Origin of the sequence: Streptomyces smyrnaeus (genome assembly GCF_017676345.1) — a bacterium.
GTDB classification, from domain to species: Bacteria; Actinomycetota; Actinomycetes; order Streptomycetales; family Streptomycetaceae; genus Streptomyces; species Streptomyces smyrnaeus.
On sequence record NZ_JAFFZM010000019.1, the window covers coordinates 20,458 to 39,443 of the forward strand.

An 18,986-nucleotide genomic window follows, 5' to 3' on the forward strand; every position below is an offset into this window, starting at 1 on the left:
AATCGGTGTGGGCGCCCTACCCGAGCTGTCGTGGGGCGTCCTACCGACCGCAACGGGAGGCAACATGCCCGACACGTATCTGTCAGAGCTGGCTGGGCGAACCGTCTTGGTGACGGGAGGCGCCGGGTTGATCGGCAGCCGCATCACTGCTCGACTGCGCGAACTGGGAGCCCAGCCCCGTGTGCTGTGCACGCTGGACGCCTATCCCGCCCACACCTACCGGGACATCTTCGGCGTCGGCCTCGACAACCCCGACATCATCCAGGGAAGCGTCACCGATCAGGCCGCCGTTGCGTGTGCTGTTGACGGGGCCGACTACATCATCCACGCAGCAGCGCTGGCCGATGTGGCGGCCTGCACACGCCACCCGCATCGCGAGATCGCAGCCAATATCACCGGCACACAGACCGTGCTGGACGCTGCCGCCGCCAGTGACCGGCTGCGCCGGTTCGTCGTCGTCTCCTCCGCCAGCGTCTACGGCAACGGCGAGCCGGACGACTCCCTGCGCTGTGCCGAGTTGCGCTCAATGCGGCAACTGCTGGAGTCCGTCCACGGAAAGGCACCCGCGCTGTTCACCGAGGAGACCCCGCTGCGGCCCGTCTTGGTCTACGGCAGCACGAAGGCGTGGGGCGAGACACAGACGCGGCTGATGCTGGGCGCGGTCGGTATCTCCCATGCCTGCGCTACTTCTCCGTCTACGGAGAACCGCAGGTGGTCAAGGAGAACAGTCACTCGTGGGTCGTCGCCTGGTTCGCCGTGCGCGCCGCTCTGGGGCTGCCGCTGCACCTGCACGGCGGAGGCCGGCAGATCCGCGATCTGGTGCACGTCGACGATGTGGCCACCGCCACGGTGCGCAGCCTGGTCGCACCGCGTGCGCACAACGAGACCGTCAACGTCGGAACAGGAACGCCTACAAGTGTGCGCGCTGTGGCCGACCTGATCGCGGAACCCTTCCCCGGCACACGGTTGCTGGAGACGCCGATGCCTCCTGGCGACCCACTGGGCGGCTACGCCTCGCCTCACCGGCTGGCCGCAACGCTGGGGTGGAAGCCGTCCATCACCGTCGCCGACGGGGTGGCCCGCTATGTGCGGTGGTTGGGCGAGACGCCGGGTGCGGTACCGGAGTGGTTGCTGGCCGAGCGGGCCTCGGGCGTCTAGAGCACCGGCGGGCGGCCAAGGCGGGTCATGTGCCAGACCGTGGCCCACCGCATCGGGCGCCGGGGTGGACACGGCGTTCGTACGCCCTCGGTGAAGCCTCCGAGCCAGGCGCGGAGCCCGCCCCACGAGCGGGTCCGGGCCAGGGTGAGGAGGCTCCAGGCGCCGAGGTAGGCGGGGACGAGCGGTGCGGGCAGGTGGCGTTTGGCCAGCCATACCCGGTTCCGGGCGACCATGCGGTGGAAGACCGCGTGCCGGGTCGGCGAGGTCCACGGGTGCTGGAGCACCAGGGCGGGCTCGTAGAGCACCTTCCACCCCGCGTCCAGGGCGCGCCAGGCCAGGTCGGTCTCCTCGTGGGCGTAGAAGAAGGCGTCCGGCCAGCCGCCGGTCTGCTTCAGCATCCGGGCCGAGAGGGCGTGGCCACCGCCGAGGAAGGTGGTGACCAGGCCGCCGCGCATCGGGTCACCGGCCCGCAGCCGGGGCACATGGCGCCGCTGGGTACGGCCGCGCTCGTCGCAGATCCGGAAGCTGACGATACCCAGCCGCTCGTCCCGCTCGTACAGGGCGGCCAGGCGCGTGAAGACGTCCGGGCTGATCAGCAGGCCGTCATCGTCCAGATCCACCACCACATCGACGTCCCCGAACTCAGCCAGGTGGGCAAGGGCCGCGTTCCGGCCGCCGGCCACGCCCAGATTCTCCGGCAGTTCGAGGCCGGTCACCCCGTCCGGGAGCGTGGGCAGTGGCGCTCCGTTCCCGACCACCACCACCCGCTGCGCGGGCGTCTCCTGCACAGCTACCGACTCCAGCAGTTCCATCAGCTCGTCGGGCCGGTTTCCCATCGTCAGGATGGCGACGCCGATACGCGGGTGACTCACGGATGAACGCTCCGTTCCTCGGGACTGACGCAGATGCTAACGACCCGCGTGGTGGAGCCGACTACAGAAGAGAGGCCTTCATGCCCCGTCTACGTATCGGCGACTACCTCACCGCACCGAGCGCAGGGATGCTCGCCGACACCCCATATGCCGATCTGGATGACGCCGAGTTGGCCGATTTCCTGGCGGCGTGGGAGGACTGGCACCGCCAAGCCCTCGCACGGCTCCCTCACCCGCATCGCATCCACCCCACCGCTGAGATCCATCGAACAGCCCTCATCGGAGAGGACGTCATCATCGGGCCCGGCGTGCGGGTGTGGGAGTTCTCCACCGTACGGGCCGGCTCGGTACTCAGCGCGGGAGTCAGCGTCGGCTTCAACTGCGAAGTCACCCGGTCATTCCTCGGGGAAGGCACGATTCTCGGGCACCGCATCGGCCTCAACAGAACCCTCGTCGGTGACGAGGCGCATCTCTCCGCCAACGTCACCGTCGCTGCGATCAGCATGTGGAGCCCTCACATGTCCATGCCCGAGCGCGAGATCCGCTTCCGCGCGCCTGGGGGGATCTACCGGTGCGGAACGCCTCGCTTTGGTGCACTCCTCGGCGACGGCGTCCAGACCGGCAACAACATCAGTCTGGGTCCCGGGCTCGCGATCGGGCGATACTCACGGATCGCGAGCGGCGTCACTCTGGCCGGACGCACCCTCCCGGAGCGCAGCATCGTGACCGCACCACACACCGCCGAAGCACGCGTGCGTCGGCGGCCCCGGACGAGGCAGGCGTAGCCCGAGGGCAGCATGCGCCCGTCCGGAGCTCCCGGTGTCGTACGCGGGACTTGCGTTGGAGCGCACTCGAAGTGGCGGTAACCGCCAGGACGTTCGGGCACCGGCGTTCGTCCGGGGCCGGCGTGCCAGTCCGCTCCCTATCGCTGTCCTGGAGGACTCATGAACGACTCACCCGTCACGCTGATTACGAGGGGCTCTGCCGGTATTGGGGCTGCGGTGGCGCGGCGGTTGTTGGGGGTCGGGCATCGGGTGGCCGTCACCGGTCGGGATGAGCGGCGGCTGGGGCGGTCGCGGCGGAGGTCGGGGGCTCCGAAGTGTTGCTGACGGTGGCCGGTGACGCGGGCGACCACATGGCGGTCCAGGCCGCCGTGGACGCGACCGTCGAACGGTTCGGGCGGCTCAACAACGCCGTTGCGAACGCGGGGTTCGCCACCCACGACACCGTCACCGATGGCGCCCCCGCGGGCTGGCGGGACATGGCGCTCACCAATGTCCTCAAGTCCGGCTCTGATCCGGGCGGCCACGGAGCAGTTGCGGGTCACGGGAGGGCGGATCGTGCTGGTCGGCAGCGTCGCGGGCATCGTCCCGACGGTCGGCAACCTGTACGGGGTGACCAAGTGGGCGGTCACCGGGCTCGCCGAGAACGCTCGCCGCGCGGTCACCGGGGGCGGTGTCGCGGACAGCCCGATGCTGACCGCCGACCAGGTGGCCGAGTCCATAGTGTGGGCCCTCGGCCGGCCGGCCGGCGTCGACGTCAATACCGTCGCCGTCCGCCTGCTGGGCCAGCCCAACTGACGAGGGCCCGCCTCACGCGGGGCGGCACGGGTGGCGCAGCAGCGTCCGCATTTTGGCGGGGTCGGTCTCCGTCACGTCCGACAGATAGATCTCGTGGTGCAGCCCGTTCGGCACCAGACCGTTGTCCCGCATGTACCGGTCCATGCGGGCGAGGGAGGCCGGTTCGTCGGCGTAGGGCCCGTGGTGGACCAGCTGTACGCAGCGGCCCTCGGTGAAGGTCACCAGCTGTACCCGGTCGACTGCCGCGCCCGAGGGGCGCGCCGCTTCCCGGGCCTGATCGACGAGCGCGGGGTCCAGCTCGTCCGGCAGCCGCAGGAAGAGGTGCCACCGCCACAGCGCCCGCTCCACCTCCAAAGGCGGGCGCGGGTCCTCCACCCACCACCGGCCCTCCAGCGGTACCGGCCCGGCGCCCGGCAGCGCGCCGGCGACGGCGTACAGGGCGCGTACGCAGATTCCGTACTCCTCGCCGCCGGGTTCTCCCCGCCCGGTGACTCCCAGGCCGCGCACGGGCCCGAACTCGGCCGACTCGGGGTCGTCGGCGGCGGTGTACCAGGAAGCGGTATGGGTCCTCATACGAGCGTTCCGTTCGGTTGAGGCGTCTCGTGCACCGGAACCAGCAGATAGGTGACGAGCTGCTCGGGCGGGGTGGTGGCGGGGTCGCTGACGTAGACCTCACGCAGCGGTCCGGCGGGGTCGTGGCCGTGCTCTGCGCACCAGGCCAGCAGGGCGTGCGCGGTCAGCGGCATCTGCGCGTACGGGCCCAGGTGGGTGGCGCGGGCGAACATCCCGCCGGGCAGCAGGTCGACCGCGGCGGACTCCGGCGCCGGGGCCCCTTCCTCCAGCGCGGCGGTGATCGTGATCGGGATCTGCTCGCCCATGTCGAGGGGGAAGAGCCCGGTGAGCCGGGGAGGGCGGTCGCGCGGGAGCAGTGGCAGCAGCCGGGCCACGCACTGCGAGGTGACCCGCCCGATGCCGTACGGCGAGGAGGCGACGTCCCGTACGAGAGCGACCCGCTGCGGGGGCTCCTCGCGGAGGGTGACCTCGGTGGTGTCGGAGCCGGGCAGCCCTCGCTCCAGGATCCGTTCCAGCGCGGCGAGGCCCTGCTGCCGCCGGGCCAGCTCCTCGTCGAGCTGGTCCCGTACGGCCGCCAGCGCGCCGTCGGCGTCGGGCTCCCCGCGCAGCACCTCCGCGACGACGGGCAACGGCACGTCGAGGGAGCGCAGCAGCCCGACGGTCAGTGCGTCGCGGGCCTGACCGGCGCGGTAGTAGCGGTACCCGGTGGCGGGGTCCACCCGGGCGGGAGGCAGCAGGCCCAGGTCGGCGTAGTGCCGCAGCTGTTTGACGCTGAGCCGGGCCAGGCGGGCGAACTGTCCGATGGACAACAGGTGGTCGTCGTTCACGGGACAACAATGGACTCTCCCACGGAGGGAGAGTCCATCCCCGTCCGGTGCGTCGGTTCACCGGAACTCGTGCACGACCTCGATCGTCCCGACGATGTGCGCGTTGAACTCCGCCAGCTCCTCGGCCGGGACCCACAGTTCGAGGATGGTCTCGCCGCCCGCCTGCTGGACGGGGTAGCGCGCGAGGAACTCCGTGTCGACCTCGAACCGGGTCACATACCCCGCCCCGTCGTGCTTGACGTTCCAGTCCCGGGCGATCCGCACGGCGTAGTCCTCGTTGAGCACCGGATAGAAGATCGGCTGCTGTGGCAACCGTGGCGGCCACGCCCGCCACCCCAGCTCCCGTACCAGCTCCAGCTCCGCCGGCCCGGTGGGCCGCCACAGTGTGGTCGTCGCAACCTGCCCCGTGCTCATTCCCCCACGCTACCGGCCCCGGTCAGCTGCCGCCGTACGGGGAGTCGGGTGCCCAGCAGCACCATGCGGACGGCGTGTTCGGTGGCGTCGGCCAGATGGCGAGGCGCCAGTGCGAGGGCGTCGGAGAGGGCGAGCGGCGCGGGGAGTATGGAGCGGTAGGCGTCGATGCCGGTGGCGCGGGTCTCCTCGGCGCCCTCGCCCAGGGTGCCGGCCAGCGCCAGTACCGGCTTGCCGAACCCCTTGGCGCGGCGGGCGACTTCGGCGGGCACCTTGCCGCGCGCGGTCTGCCGGTCCAAGGAGCCCTCGGCGGTCAGTACGAGGTCGGCGCGGGAGAGCCGGGCATCCAGGTCGAGGTGGTCGAGCAGCACCTCGAACCGGGGCAGCAGCCGGGTGCCGAGTGCGGCCAGACCGGCCCCCAGGCCGCCGGAGGCGCCCGTACCGGGACCGGTGCGCAGGTCGACTGCCGCCCTGCTGTGGATCAGATCCCGCGCCAGGACCGTCGCCCACCGCTCCAGCGCCGCCGCCAGCGACCGCACCTGGGCGGGCGTCGCGCCCTTCTGCGGCCCGAAGACCCCGGCCACCCCCGAGGGCCCGCACAGCACGTTGAACGGATTGCAGGCGGCCAGCAGTTCGGTCTGCGCCAGCCGGGGGTCGAGACCGGACGGATCGATCCGCTCCAGCCGCGCCAGAGCGGCTCCGCCGGGTGGCAGCTCCGCCCCGTCCGCGTCCAGCAGCCGCGCGCCCAGCGCCTGCAGCGCTCCGGCGCCGCCGTCCGAGGTGCCGGAGTCGCCACATCCGACGATCACCCGGCGCACCCCGGTCTCCAGCGCCGCCCGGATCAGCTCCCCGACCCCGTACGTGGTCGTCGCCCCCGGATCGCGGCGGTCCGCCGGAACCAGGGAGAGACCCGCGACCGCGGCCATCTCCACCACCGCGGTGGGACGTGTGCCGAGAGCCCCGGACGTGCCCAGGAGCGCGAAGTGCGTGGGCACCGGCTCACCGACCGGGCCGGTCGCCGCACGGTGCACCAGTCGGCCGCCGGTCGCCAGGGCCAGCGCCTCGGCCGTGCCCTCGCCGCCGTCCACCAGCGGTATCAGGTCGAGCGTGGCTGTTGGCGCGACTCTGCGGACGCCCGAAGCCATGGCCTCGGCGGCCTGCCGCGCGGAGAGGGACTCCTTGAATCCGCCGGGTGCGAGAGCGAAGTGGAACGGCATCCGAAGCTCCTGGATGAGAGTGGAGGAGGAAGGGCGGTGCGGCTCAGCGCACGGGAACGCCGAGCAGCGGCCAGACCGCCAGGGCGAACACCACGACCAGCAGCGCCGTCAGCGGTGCCAGGACGGCGGACAGCCGCAGCAGGTCGCGCGGTGTGTAGGTGGGGGTCTCGGGGAGACCGGCGAAGAGGGCCACGGGCTTGGCCGAGGCGGGGAGCGTGTGGCAGAAGCCGGCCGCCGCCGTGGAGGCGAGCGCGGCCGACACCGGGTTGACCCCCGCCCCCGCCGCCGCGGCGACCACGAGCGGCACCAGCACACTGGAGCGCGCCGACCGCGACTGAAGCAGCAGATGCGCCGCCGTGCTCACCACCACGACACCCGCGAGGAACGCCCACGGCGGTACGGCCGCGCCCCCGGGCAACCCGCCCACCAGCCACTGCGCGGCACCCGAGGCCGACAGGGCGACGCCCATCGCCATCGTCGCGGCCATGAACAGCAGCAGCGACCACGGCACCGTCTTGAGCGCGTCCTTCAGCCCGACCGTGCCCAGCGCGGGCGAGGCGGCGACCACGGCGCCGATCAGCGCGACCAGCGCGGGCGAGACCCCGTGCAGCGGCTCCGCGCACCACAGGACGACGACCGTGCCCAGCAGCAGCGCCGAACGGGCCTGGGGCGGGGACAGCGGTCCGGTGACCCGGGTCGTGGAGTGCTGCTGGATGTCCTCGACGGTGACGCGTACCCCCTCGCGCCGATCAGCCCGCCGGGTGGTGGTCAGCAGCACCGCCTCGGCCGCCAGATGCGAGGAGGCGACGGCCAGCGGCAGGCCCAGCAGCAGCCACCGGGTGAAGCCGATGTGCTGCCCCGTCGACTCCCACAGCACGCTGACGGTGATCAGATGCGCGCCCGCGCCGATCAGCGTCGCCACCGCGGACAGCAGGATGACGGTGGGGAAGAGCAGCGCGAGCATCACCACCAGCCGCGCCCGTTCCCGCAGGGCGGCGGCGAGCGCGAGGAAGACGGGCAGCGCCAGCGCCGCCCGTCCCGAGGTGGCGGGTATCGCGAACGCGCTCACCACCAGCGCCGCGGTCGTCAGATGGACCAGTTGCCGCACCGATCGGGCGCCGCTGACCAGAAAGGCGGCCGCCCGCGTCGGCAGCCCCGTGCGCGTAACGGCAGCCGCGAGGACGAACGCGCAGATCAGCAGCCAGACCGTGGCGTCGCCCAGGGTGCCGAACAGCGTCTCGGAGCTGATCACCCCGGTCGCGGCCAGCGCCAGCCCTCCGCCGAGCGCGACATAGGTGTCGTCGATCGGAGTGCCGATCCATGCGCACGTCGTCAGGGCGAAGACGGCCAGGGTCAGCCGCGCCTGCCCGCTCAGCCCGGGGAAGTTGCCGGGGACGGCGAGCAGTGCGCACAGGCTCAGCCCGACGCAGAGCGCGCAGAGGGTGGCGGGGGAGAGGGCCTTCCGGACGGACGGCCCGGTGACGGACGCTGTCATGCCTGCGAGTCTTCGGCCCGGCGGTGAGCCGTCGATGAGCGCCTGATGAAGGCGGTTTCATCCGGCCCGCCCGGCCCGGCTCACGGCAGCCGGTATCCCATCCCGCGCACCGTCTCCACCCGCTCGGCGCCCAGCTTCTTGCGGAGGGCGCGCACATACACGTCCACGATGTTGGAGCCGGGGTCGAAGTCGTAGCCCCACACGTGCGAAAGGATCTGCTCCCGCGACAGCACCTGTCCGGGGTGGCGCAGGAACAGCTCCAGCAGAACGAACTCCCGCGCCGTCAGGTCCACCGTCCGGCTGCCCGCACGGGCCCGGCGGGTGCGCAGGTCCAGTGACAGCTCGCCGCTGCGCAGCACGGTGATCTCCGGTTCCCGTGCCGCCGTGCGCAGCCGCAGCCGCACCCGGGCCAGCAGTTCCTCGAAGCGGAACGGCTTGGTCATCCAGTCGTCGGCGCCGCCCTCCAGCCCCGCGACCGTGTCACGTACCGAGTCCCGCGCGGTCAGCACGATCACCGGCACCGTCACCCGTGCCTCGCGCAGCTGCCGCAGCACGGTGAAACCGTCCCGGCCCGGCAGCCCGATGTCGAGGATGACCAGGTCGAAACCGCCGGTGTGGGCGTAGTCGTAGGCGGTGTCCCCGTCGGCGGCGACCGTCGTGGTGAAGCCGCTGGCGCGCAGCCCCTTCTCCACGAACGCGGCGATCCGCTCCTCGTCCTCCACGATCAGCACCCGCGTCATCGCTCTTCCTCCTCCTGCTCCGGCCGGTCCGGCACCGCCTCGGGCAGCACGAGCACGAAAGTGGCCCCGCCGCCCGCCGTGGTCCGCAGCTCCACCCGGCCCGAGGGATGTCCCTCCGCGATGGCCTTCACGATGGCGAGCCCGAGCCCGGCTCCGCTGCCGCGCGAGCCGCGCCGGGCGGTGCCCCTGCGGAAGCGTTCGAAGATCAGCTCGGCGTCCGCCCCGCTGACGCCGGGCCCGCTGTCGGCGACGTACAGCTCGACCGTGCGCCTGGTGGGGCAGCGCCTCGAACCGATGCGTACGGCCGTGCCCCGGGCGGTGTGCTGGACGGCGTTCTGCGCGAGCTGCACCATCGCCTGGGTGACGCGCTGCGGGTCGAGCCGCACCGTGCCCTCCGCCACCTCGGCCAGCTGCCACGCCCGCTCGCCCAGCGCGCGCGCCTTGACGAAGACATCGGCCGTCAGCTCGGCGAGCTCCACCGGCTCGGGGGTGACGAAGTCCGGCCGCTCGGCCTTGGCGAGGAGCTAGGTCCTCCACGATGCGGCTCATCCGGTCCAGCTCGTCGGTGACGACCCGCACGGTCTCCTCCCGTTCCTGCGGACCGTCCCCCATCAGCTCCAGATGTCCCCGCACGATGGTGATGGGGGTACGCAGCTCGTGCCCGGCGTCGTCCACGAACTGGCGCTGCGCCGCGAAGGCCCGCTCCAGCCGGTCCAGCATGGCGTTGAAGGTCTCGGCCAGCGCCGAGATGTCGTCCCGGCCGCGCACCGGGATGCGCCGGGTCAGATCCTGCTCGGTCAACTGCGCCGCCGTCGTCCGCACCAGCCGTACGGGAGCCAGGATGCGGCCCGCCACGGCCCAGCCTATGCCGCAGGTCAGCAGCAGTGCGACGCCGGATATGGCCAGCAGGATGCGGAAGACCGTCTCGGGCCCCGCCTGTTCACGGTCGGCGTGGATGGCGACGACGAAGGTGCCCGACGGCGAGCCGCCGCCCGGCTCGATCGCGACGCGCGCCCAGCGCACCTCGCCCTGCGGCCTGTGCAGCACGCCGCTGCGCCGCTCGCCCGAGGTGATACGGCGCAGCGCCGCCCTGTCCTGGTACAGCGGCAGCGCGGAGGGGATGTCCCGGCTCTGCCGGATCACCTTGCCGCGCACCACACCCAGCAGTTCCTCGTCCGGGTCGGAGTACTGCCTCTCCAAGAAGACCTTCAGCAGCCGCCTGGCCTCGGTGAAGGGGCGCCCGGTGCGAGGGTCCTGGCCCCGTTCGACGAAGTTGGCGAACTCGCCGGTCTCCTGCTCCAGCAGCCGGGTCACCCGCTGTTCGACGTCCCGCACCAGGATCGACCTGGTGGTGGTGGCGACGGTGCCGAGCGCCACCGCCATGACCGCCAGCAGCCACAGCAGGATGCGGACGCGGGCCGAGATCCACGGCCGCCGCGCGGGGCCGCCGGCTGCGGTCTCAGCCGTCGTCGCCGCCGTCGTCCCGGCCGCCGGAGTCGTCGCGGTCGTCCCGGCCGCCGTCGTCGTTGCCGTCGTCCGTTTCCTCGCTGCGGTCATCGTCGCTCGTGTCGTCGGTGGCGGGCGGTCCGACCGTCTCGTCCCCGGACGGCCGGGGCGACTTCTGCGAAGGGGAGGAGGACGGGTCCGGGCTCTGAGCGGGCGGGCTCCCGGTGGACGGGCTCTCGCTGTCCAGCTCGACCTTCGCGGGCGGCTCGGGCGGGTCCGGGCTGTCGGTCAGCGCGTAACTGGTGGCGGCGATGCCCAGCGGGATCGCCACCACGGCCGTGAGGGTCGCGATGCGGTGTGAGAAGGCCATACGGGCCACGCTGCCGTGCCCACCGGTGCCCGGTGATGAAGCGCGGATGAGGAAACGTTCATCGACACCGCCGCCGGTGACGCGGGCCCGGTCAGGCGTCGAGACCGATGGCGAAGGCGGTTTCCAGGTCGTGCTGGGAGTAGGTACGGAAGGCGATGTGCGTCTCGGTGGACTCGACGCCCGGGACCTTGCTGATCCGGCCGGGGATGATGTCGGCGAGATCGTCGTGCTGGGCGACGCGGACCATGGCGATCAGATCGTGCGCACCGGTGACGGAGTAGACCTCGCTGACGCCCTCGATGGCGGCGATCTGCTCGGCGATCTCGGGGATGCGGTCGGTGCTCGTCCGGATGAGGACGATGGAAGTGATCACGGTGGGGTCTCTCCCTCTGACGCCGGGGTTGGCCCGGTCACTTTAGCCCGGCGGTAGTGGAGCCAGGCATACAGGAAGCCCAGCGTGAAACCCACCACATGGGCCAGGTGGGCGACGCCGGGCCCGTCGCCGTCCTGCCTGGCGGACAGCCACTGCAGGGTCAGCCAGAACAGCAGCACCACCCAGGCGGGGAAGCGCAGCGGAAGGAAGAGCAGGAAGGGGAAGACACTGGTCACCCGGGTGTGCGGATGCAGATAGAGGAAGGCGCCCAGTACCGCCGAGATCGCCCCGGAGGCGCCGACCAGCGTCTCACCCGAGGCGGGATGGGCCGCCGCGTAGCAGAGCATGGCCACATAGCCGGCGCCCAGATAGAAGAGGGTGAAGCGGACCGGCCCCATGCGCTGCTCGACCAGGCCGCCGAAGACGAACAGGAAGAGCAGGTTGCCGAGCAGATGCAGCCAATTGCCGTGCAGGAACAGCGCGGTCAGCGGCGTCGTGAGCGGGCGTACGGCACCGCTGAGCAGCGCGCGGGGCACCACGCCCCACTGGTTGAAGTAGGCCGACCGGGCTTCCTGGAGCGCCTGCCCCGTACCGTAGGAGGGGACGAAGCCGGAGGCCGGCCCGATCAGGAAGACCAGGCAGCAGCAGCCGATCAGGGTGTAGGTCATCAGGGGCCGCGCCGCCCGGGCACGGTCCGGGTGCGCGCGGTGGGACGCCCCGACGCGCCCCGGGGGCTCGCTGCGGTCCGCCTCGGTGCGGGGCGTGGGCTCGTCGCCCTCCGGGTGCGCGGCGTCGGCGCGGTCGGTGCCGTCCATGACCGGATCATGGACCGCTCGGTGTCCGGGCATGCTCCTCGACACACGCGGAGGCACGCGGACGGTCCCAGGCCGTAGGGTTTACGGGATGTGACCCCGCGCCGCATGTCCGTGACGTGTTCCGCGGAATCGACAGCCGAGACCTTCGAGACTTCGACCTTCGAAGAAAAGAGGACGAGACGATGGCGGTCCCCACGCCGACGGCCGAGACGCGCTGGCGCTGCACCCTGTGCGGCAATCTCACCCGGTTCGACGTGACCCGTTCCAGCAAGGTGGTCGAGTACGTCCATCTGGACCTGGCCGGAGCGCCGACGGTCGAGGAGCGGGACGTGGTCAGTGAGAGCATCGAGTCGGTGCGCTGCAGATGGTGCAACGCCGTGGACCAGGTCGAACTGGTGGACCGGCCCAGCGCTCAGGTGTAGGGCTCAGGGCTCAGAGACGGCAGGTGTGACCGGTGGAGGAACGGACGGGCGGCGACCCTCGGCAGCCGGAACCGGCTGCCGGGAAGGAAGCCGGGCCCGCTGCCCGCGCGGCGGCTGAGGGCCCGGCGGCCCGGACGGACCCGGACCCCGCCGAGCAGGAGAGCCTGGAGCGGCCGCTGCCGGAGCGGGTGCGGCGGCGGGTGGTCGCCTTCACCGGGGACGCCCTGGGCGGGCTGACCATCGCCGAACTCCCACCCCCGCTGCGGCAGTACGCCCGCTTCACTCCGCAGCGGCGCGCCAAGTTCGGCGGGAACGCCATGGCGGCGGCGCTGGAGAGCGACGCCGCCTTCCGGCAGCGCATCGCCTCCCGGGTACGCGAGCAGCTGCCCGAGCTGACGGGCGCCCTCGACGAGGGCACACCGCCTCCGGCCGCCGACCCGGTGGACGTGGCGGCTGCGGCCTACATCCTGCGGCCGTCCGGCTGGGCCAAGCTGGTCGCGGCGGCGGGTGAGGAGGCCCAGCGGGCCCAGGCCGAGCGCGCCGGCGAGGAGGCCCAGCGCGAGCTGGCCCGGCTGCGCGACGAGCTGTCCCAGGCCAGGGGCGCCGCCCGCGACGAGGCCGAACGGGGCCGCCGCGAACTGGAGGCGCTGCGCAAGGAGCTGGACGGCACCCAGCGCAAGCTGCGCAGTGCGCAGGCCGATGTGCGCCGCCGTGAGGCGTCGCTGCGCAAGCTCCAGGAGGAGCTGGACGCGGTGCGCTCGGCGGCCGGTACGGAGAAGGCGGCGCTCGACAGCGAGGTGCGCCGGCTCAAGTCGCGCCTCGCCGAGACGGAGTCCGCGCTGGAGGCGGGGCGGCGTGCCGCGCGGGAGGGCCGCAGCGTGGAGGACATGCGGGTGCGCCTGCTGCTCGACACCGTGCTCGACGCGGCCCAGGGGCTGCGCCGCGAACTGGCGCTCCCACCGTCCGAGACGCGTCCCGCCGATACGGTCGACGCCGTGGAGCCGGGCCGGATGTCGCCCAAGGACGTGGCGGCCCGGGCGCTTTCGGAGACCGATCCGGCGCTGCTGGACCAGCTGCTGGCCCTGCCCCAGGCCCATCTGGTGGTGGACGGCTACAACGTCACCAAGACCGGCTATCCCACGCTGCCGCTGGAGAAGCAGCGGCTGCGGCTGCTGGGCGGTCTCGCCGTGCTGGCGGCCCAGTCGGGCGCCGAGGTCACCTGTGTCTTCGACGGCGCCGAACTGGCCGCGCCCGTGCTGCTGGCCCCGCCGCGCGGGGTGCGGGTGCTCTTCTCCAAACCGGGCCAGACTGCGGACGAGTTGATCCGCCGTCTGGTGCGCGCCGAACCGCCGGGCCGCGCGGTCGTGGTGGTCTCCAGCGACCGCGAGGTCGCCGACGGCTGTGCGGCGGCCGGGGCCAGGCCGGTGGCTTCCGTGCTTCTCCTCAAGCGACTTGCCCGCAGCTGACCGGTATGCGCCTTGATGTGCCCGCTGGTGCGCGTTCTCAACTCCTTTGCACATAAGGGACATCCTGCCTGTCGTGCCGCGCGGGTGATGAGCGCTGTGTGAGGCGGTGCTCGCCGTGCGTGGGTGCCGGGTAAAGAATGCGGCTGTGAGACGCCTTTTTCCCTGAGGGATTTGATCGGATCACTACGCGTGGCTAACCTCAGGCGCGAACCTTCGCTCGGTTGATCACCTATCCGGGGTGGCAGCGGAGGACCGCCTCGTTCCGTCCGATCGGGATCGCCCAGTCCTGAGAAGCGGAGCCGGAGATGACCAGACCGGCAGGCGGCTGAGGAAGAAGGAGCTCGCCCCAGTGGCGTCCCACCGTCGTCCCAAGCAGCCGAGTCGCGCACGAGTCAGTGTCTTCACCATGACCGCTGCCGCGGCTGTAGCGCTCACCTCCCAGGCGGCCCACGCCGACCCGCAGTCCTCCAAGAAGGACGTCAAGGAGAAGGTCGACAAGCTCTACGAGGACGCCGAGGCCGCAACCGAGAAGTACAACGGCGCCAAGGAGAAGCAGTCCAAGCTCTCCAAGGAGGTCGAGAACCTCCAGGACAGCGTCGCCCGCGGCCAGGGTGAGCTCAACAGCATGCGCGACAAGCTCGGTTCGATGGCCACCGCGCAGTACCGTACGGGCGGTATCGACCCGTCGGTGCAGCTGTTCCTCTCGTCCGACCCGGACAACTACCTGGACAAGGCCTCGGCCATGGACCAGCTGAGCACCAAGCAGGCCAGCGCGCTCAAGAAGATCCAGGCCAAGCAGCGCAGCCTCGCGCAGCAGCGCAAGGAGGCCGCAGGCAAGCTGAAGGACCTCGCCAGCACCCGCGAGGAGCTCGGCAAGAAGAAGAGCGAGATCCAGGGCAAGCTCGCCGAGGCCCAGCGGCTGCTCAACACGCTGACCGCCAAGGAGAAGGCGAAGCTGGCCGAGAAGCAGGAGCGCGCCGACCGCGCCTCCAGCGACCGCGCCGACCTGGGCAAGCTGCCCGCCGGCTCCGGCTATGCGGCCACCGCGCTGGCCGCCGCCAAGGGCAAGATAGGCAGCCCCTACGTGTGGGGCGCCACCGGCCCCAGCTCCTTCGACTGCTCCGGACTGACCTCGTGGGCGTACAAGCAGGCGGGTGTCTCGCTGCCGCGTACCTCCCAGGCGCAGGCCAACGCCGGAACCCGCATCTCCAGCCAGAGCCAGCTCAAGCCGGGCGACCTGGTGCTGTTCTACAGCGACCTGCACCACATCGGCCTCTACGCCGGCAACGGCCAGGTGCTGCACGCCCCCAAGCCGGGTGCCAACGTGCGCTTCGAGTCGATGGGCAACATGCCCTTCCAGTTCGGTGTCCGCGTGGGCTGACCGATCAGCAGCCAGTGTGATGACCGCTAAACGTCCTTCGTCCGAGTGAACCCACCCGGGTGCGGATGACCCCCGGACCCGGCCGGTGACCTGCGTGATCGGCGAACGCCGGGGCGCGGAGCAGGACTTACGGGCACCGAACGGTCCTTTGTCCCCTGTAAGGGCACGGCTACATTCTGCGGGCGCAAGTCGCCTAGCGGAAGGAACGCCTCCTCCAGTGGCATCGCACCGGTCCCCTCGACGTACCCCGCAGCCCGGGCAGGGCTGGCCAGCGCGGGTCACCGTGCTGTCCGCCGCCGCTGCGGGCGCGGCAGCCGCGCTCGTGCCGTCGGCGCCGGCGGGCGCCAAGCCCGACGACCAACCGTCAGCAGCCGCCCTCAACTCCCGTGTCGACCGGCTCTACGAGCAGGCGGAAGTCGCGACGGAGAAGTACAACGGGGTGGCGGAGCGCGCCGGGAAGCTGCGCGAGCAGGTGTCCAACGCCCAGGACGGCGTCGCCCGCGGCCAGGCCAAGGTCAATCGGCTGCGCGACTCCCTCGGCTCCCTCGCGGGCGCGCAGTACCGCTCGGGAGGCATCGACCCGACCGTGGCGCTGATGCTCACCACCGACCCGGACAGCTTCCTCGACAAGGCCGCCACCCTCGATCGCATCAGCAGCCGCCAACTGCTCAAGCTGCGCCGGCTCCAGTCCGCCCAGCGCGATCTGGAGCAGCGGCGCAGCGAGGCGTCCGACAAGCTCGAACAGCTCGACGGCCTCCAAAAGACGCTGCAGCGCCAGAAGAAGGACGTCCAGCAGAAGCTGGCCGCGGCCCGGCGGCTGCTCGACCAGCTCTCGCCCGAGGAGCGCGCCTCCCGCAACAGCCATCGGTCCGGGAAGGAGGCGGCCGGTGCGGGCCCCGGCGGCGCCGAACCGTCCTCCGAGCGGGCTGCCGCGGCCGTCGCCGCCGTCAAGTCGGCGCTGGGGCGCCCCTACGCGTGGGGTGCGGCCGGGCCGGGGTCCTTCGACTGCTCGGGGCTCACCCAGTGGGCGTACAAACAGGCGGGCATCTCCATTCCGCGCACCTCCCAGGCGCAGCGCTCGGCCGGCCGGCAGGTCCCGCTCGGCCAGGCCCGCCCCGGCGATCTGGTGATCTACCGGGACGACGCCAGCCATGTGGGCATGTACGTGGGCGGCGGCCAGGTCGTGCACGCCCCCCATCCGGGCGCCCCCGTGCGCTACGACCCGGTCGGCATGATGCCGGTCTCCTCCGTCACCAGGCCCTGATCGGCCCGCTTCGCGCCCCCGTACCCTCGGTGGAGTGGGTGAGCGGTGGCAGTGGATGCACTACGGGCGGGCGCTGAGCGGTACGGCAGCGCTCGCCCTGCTGTGCGGGCTCGGCGCCTGTGTGCGCGCGGACGGCCGGCAGCACGCCCCGTTCCAGCAGATCCTCGACCGCCAGGCCGCCGCAGTGCGCAGCGGGGACGAGCACGGCTACCTCGCCCCCGTCGATCCGGGCGCCCCCGACCACCGCGACGCGCAGCGGCAGGTCTTCCGCAATCTGCGGAAGCTGCCGCTGGCCGAGTGGTCCTACGACGTGCGCCAGGTCACCGAGCGGGACCGCGCCGCCACCGTCGAGGCCACCTTGCGCTACCGGTTCGCGGGGTACGACCGGGTCACCACCACCGACACCGAACGGCTGCGCTTCGTACAGCGTGACGGTGCCTGGCACCTCGCCGACGAGGCCCCCGGCAGCGACCACCAGCTGTGGGAGCAGGGCGCCATGACGGTCGTACGGGGCGAGCACAGCCTGGTGCTGGGAGTGGGGCGGCAGCGGTCCGGGCTGCGGGCGCTCGCCGACGCCGCCGACCGCGCCGTGCCCGCGGTCGCCCGGACGTGGCCGAACGCGTGGTCCCGCAAGACGGTGCTGGAGGCGCCCGCCTCGACGCGGCAGATGGCCCGGCTGCTGGGCCCGCCCGACGCGAACTCCCGGACATACGCGGGCATAGCCGCCGTCACCACCGGGGAGGCGACCGGCGCGGCCGGGACCGACGCCGACCGCATAGTCGTCAACCCCCGTGCCTACGGGCTGCTCAGCGAAGAGGGACGGCAGGTCGTCCTCGCCCATGAGACGACCCATGTCGCCACCCGCCGGCAGACCACCTCCGCCACGCCGCTGTGGCTCTCCGAGGGCATCGCCGACTGGGCCGGCTACCGCGGCTCGCGACTGACCCCCCGCGAGGCCGCCCCGGAGCTGGCGCGCGCGGTCGCCGACCGGAAACTGCCCAACGCCCTCCCCTCCGACGACGACTTCCGCTTCGGCAACGACCCCGACGCGCTGGCCCGCGCCTACGAGTCCGGCTGGCTGGCCTGCCGCATGATCGCCGAGGAGTGGGGCACCGACGAACTGCTCGCCCTCTACGAGCGCGCGGGCCGCGGGAACGGGGGCGAACGCCCTGACACCGACGCCGCGCTGAAAGCCGTCCTCGGTGTCGACACCCACCGATTCACCGCCCGCTGGCGCGCCTATGCAGGTCGGCAGCTGGAGCCGTGACCCCTGCGGTGCTCCGGGGGAGGGACGCGCTCCTGACGGGGCGCGTCCCTCCCGCTGCGCGGGGCACGGTGGAGCGCCACAGCCGGACGCCGGCGATCACGGTCGCCACCACCAGCAGCACGTTCCGTACGGCCAGCACCAGCACCCCCTTCCCCTCGCTGGCCACCACGTCCGCGAACCAGACGGGGAACTCCAACTGGGTCAGTCCGGCGGCCACGACCACCAACCAGCCGGGCAGGGCCTGCCGGCTGGCCCGCAGGGTCAGACAGACCGCCGCCAGCCCCACCAGCCAGACCAGGTACTGCGGGCTCAGCACCCGGCTGGTGACGACGAAGACCAGCACGGCGGTGAACGCGGTGTCCGCCACGGTGGCGGGGGTCCAGGTGCGTGCCCGCAGCCGCCACAGCACCAGCCAGCCGAAACCCGCGCCCGTCAGTACGACGGCCACGTTGCTCACCGTCCGCACGCCCGGCCCCACGAACTCCATGGAGCCGTAGCGCAGCAGCACCTGGCCCTCCCAGCCGAACTGCCGGGCGGCGTGCAGCGCCAGCGAGGAGACCGATTCCACCTCGGTGCCCCGGCCGCCCTGCGCGGACAGGAAGTCCAGCGCGCCCGGCATCGTGGCGGCGAAGCCGGCGGTCACCACCACCACGGTCACCAGGGCGCTCAGCCAGAGGATCCGTGTCGCCCGGCCGCGCGGCGTACCGAGCAGCAGCAGCACCGGCCACACCTTCACCAAGGCGCCCACCCCGGCCAGCACCCCCGCGGTCCGCGGGTGCCGTGCGGCGGCCAGCAGCGCGGCGACGGCGAGCGCCGTGACCATCAGGTCGTAGCGCGCGTACGCCGTCGGCCCCAGCAGCGGCACCCCGACGACCCACGCCCACACCCCGGCGCGCCGCCGGGTGCCGGCTTCCGCGTCCCGCGGGCCGCGCTGTCGTACGGCGTACAGCAGCAGTCCGAACACCAGCGCGTCGGCGGCGCAGGCGAGCGCGAAGAACGCGGAGGTGTAGTCGAGCAGACCGACCCCGGTGAGCAGCCCGGGGGAGAGGATCACCAGGGCCGCGGCGGGCGGGTACTGCCATGTCACATCACCGGACGGAAACGTTCCGTCGCTCAGCCGGTCGAACCAGCCGTGGTAGATCACCGAGACGTCGGAGGTGATGTCCATACCGCCGGGCACGGTCAAGACCTTGCACACGTACAGCAGCAGCACCACCCGGGTGACCGCCCACACCAGCCCGGACACCACCGCACCGCGGGCTCTGTTCACCTCGCCCCGCACCCCTGTCCTTCCCACCACACTCTGCCC

18 protein-coding genes and 3 pseudogenes are annotated in these 18,986 nt (G+C 72.2%); 9 read left to right on the top strand and 12 right to left on the bottom strand.

All coding sequences use genetic code 11. The features are described from left to right. Positions 1-64: 64 nt before the first annotated feature. Positions 65-586, top strand: a pseudogene (locus JW613_RS36460) (NAD-dependent epimerase/dehydratase family protein); the annotation flags it as partial. A 125-nt stretch (positions 587-711) separates the two neighbouring features. After that, the gene (locus tag JW613_RS37115) at positions 712-1,158 is read left to right on the top strand and encodes an NAD-dependent epimerase/dehydratase family protein (protein ID WP_504739762.1); all 447 of its coding nucleotides are present in this window, start codon (positions 712-714) and stop codon (positions 1,156-1,158) included. Here JW613_RS37115 and JW613_RS27130 read toward each other — a convergent pair. After that, positions 1,155-2,030, bottom strand: a complete 876-nt coding sequence (locus tag JW613_RS27130) for a glycosyltransferase family 2 protein (protein WP_209213525.1) — start codon at positions 2,028-2,030, stop codon at positions 1,155-1,157. The genes JW613_RS37115 and JW613_RS27130 overlap by 4 nt on opposite strands. 80 nt (positions 2,031-2,110) lie before the next feature. Between JW613_RS27130 and JW613_RS27135 the strand changes: the two genes are divergently transcribed. Then, positions 2,111-2,815, top strand: coding sequence for an LbetaH domain-containing protein (locus tag JW613_RS27135; RefSeq protein ID WP_209213526.1), 705 nt, complete (start codon positions 2,111-2,113; stop codon positions 2,813-2,815). A gap of 159 nt (positions 2,816-2,974) precedes the next feature. Continuing rightward, positions 2,975-3,610, top strand: a pseudogene (locus JW613_RS27140) (SDR family oxidoreductase). Between the two features lie 12 nt (positions 3,611-3,622). On the opposite strand, the gene JW613_RS27145 reads toward JW613_RS27140, so the two are convergent. From JW613_RS27145 to JW613_RS27190, 10 genes and pseudogenes are all read right to left on the bottom strand, one after another. Next, the gene (locus JW613_RS27145; RefSeq protein WP_209213527.1) at positions 3,623-4,183 is read right to left on the bottom strand and encodes a GyrI-like domain-containing protein; all 561 of its coding nucleotides are present in this window, start codon (positions 4,181-4,183) and stop codon (positions 3,623-3,625) included. Further along, positions 4,180-5,010 (bottom strand): MerR family transcriptional regulator, encoded by an 831-nt coding sequence (locus JW613_RS27150; protein ID WP_209213528.1) that lies wholly within the window; start codon positions 5,008-5,010, stop codon positions 4,180-4,182. Before JW613_RS27150 ends, JW613_RS27145 begins: the two co-directional genes overlap by 4 nt. A gap of 57 nt (positions 5,011-5,067) precedes the next feature. Further along, positions 5,068-5,424 (bottom strand): hypothetical protein, encoded by a 357-nt coding sequence (locus JW613_RS27155; protein ID WP_209213529.1) that lies wholly within the window; start codon positions 5,422-5,424, stop codon positions 5,068-5,070. After that, a complete protein-coding gene (locus JW613_RS27160) occupies positions 5,421-6,638 on the bottom strand; it encodes a glycerate kinase family protein (protein WP_209213530.1) in 1,218 nt (405 codons plus the stop codon). The genes JW613_RS27155 and JW613_RS27160 overlap by 4 nt, the downstream gene beginning before the upstream one ends. A gap of 43 nt (positions 6,639-6,681) precedes the next feature. Then, entirely contained in the window at positions 6,682-8,133 is a 1,452-nt protein-coding gene (locus tag JW613_RS27165; RefSeq protein WP_209213531.1) for an SLC13 family permease, read from the bottom strand. Between the two features lie 80 nt (positions 8,134-8,213). After that, positions 8,214-8,873 carry a response regulator transcription factor gene (locus JW613_RS27170; RefSeq protein ID WP_099879974.1) on the bottom strand — a complete coding sequence of 220 codons (660 nt, stop codon included), beginning with the start codon at positions 8,871-8,873 and terminating at the stop codon, positions 8,214-8,216. After that, a pseudogene (locus tag JW613_RS27175) lies at positions 8,870-10,256 on the bottom strand (sensor histidine kinase). The gene JW613_RS27170 and the pseudogene JW613_RS27175 overlap by 4 nt, the downstream one beginning before the upstream one ends. Before the next feature lie 76 nt (positions 10,257-10,332). Further along, complete coding sequence (locus JW613_RS27180; RefSeq protein WP_209213532.1) at positions 10,333-10,689, bottom strand: hypothetical protein; 357 nt, start codon at positions 10,687-10,689, stop codon at positions 10,333-10,335. A 91-nt stretch (positions 10,690-10,780) separates the two neighbouring features. Then, positions 10,781-11,062 carry an Lrp/AsnC family transcriptional regulator gene (locus JW613_RS27185; RefSeq protein ID WP_099879968.1) on the bottom strand — a complete coding sequence of 94 codons (282 nt, stop codon included), beginning with the start codon at positions 11,060-11,062 and terminating at the stop codon, positions 10,781-10,783. Further along, positions 11,059-11,730, bottom strand: a complete 672-nt coding sequence (locus JW613_RS27190) for a rhomboid family intramembrane serine protease (protein ID WP_209213608.1) — start codon at positions 11,728-11,730, stop codon at positions 11,059-11,061. The genes JW613_RS27185 and JW613_RS27190 overlap by 4 nt, the downstream gene beginning before the upstream one ends. A 329-nt stretch (positions 11,731-12,059) precedes the next feature. Between JW613_RS27190 and JW613_RS27195 the strand changes: the two genes are divergently transcribed. From JW613_RS27195 to JW613_RS27215, 5 genes are all read left to right on the top strand, one after another. Beyond that, on the top strand, positions 12,060-12,299 hold the full coding sequence (locus JW613_RS27195; protein ID WP_099879966.1) for a hypothetical protein: 240 nt from the start codon (positions 12,060-12,062) through the stop codon (positions 12,297-12,299). A gap of 32 nt (positions 12,300-12,331) precedes the next feature. Then, positions 12,332-13,765 carry an NYN domain-containing protein gene (locus JW613_RS27200; RefSeq protein WP_372448004.1) on the top strand — a complete coding sequence of 478 codons (1,434 nt, stop codon included), beginning with the start codon at positions 12,332-12,334 and terminating at the stop codon, positions 13,763-13,765. Between the two features lie 349 nt (positions 13,766-14,114). Next, positions 14,115-15,146 (top strand): C40 family peptidase, encoded by a 1,032-nt coding sequence (locus tag JW613_RS27205; protein ID WP_209213533.1) that lies wholly within the window; start codon positions 14,115-14,117, stop codon positions 15,144-15,146. A 217-nt stretch (positions 15,147-15,363) separates the two neighbouring features. Beyond that, the gene (locus JW613_RS27210; RefSeq protein WP_209213534.1) at positions 15,364-16,410 is read left to right on the top strand and encodes a C40 family peptidase; all 1,047 of its coding nucleotides are present in this window, start codon (positions 15,364-15,366) and stop codon (positions 16,408-16,410) included. 34 nt (positions 16,411-16,444) lie between these two features. After that, positions 16,445-17,677 carry an eCIS core domain-containing protein gene (locus JW613_RS27215; protein WP_307866055.1) on the top strand — a complete coding sequence of 411 codons (1,233 nt, stop codon included), beginning with the start codon at positions 16,445-16,447 and terminating at the stop codon, positions 17,675-17,677. Here JW613_RS27215 and JW613_RS27220 read toward each other — a convergent pair. Beyond that, a complete protein-coding gene (locus tag JW613_RS27220; RefSeq protein WP_307866056.1) occupies positions 17,631-18,947 on the bottom strand; it encodes a glycosyltransferase 87 family protein in 1,317 nt (438 codons plus the stop codon). The two genes, JW613_RS27215 and JW613_RS27220, sit on opposite strands and share 47 nt — an antisense overlap. Between the last annotated feature and the right edge of the window lie 39 nt (positions 18,948-18,986).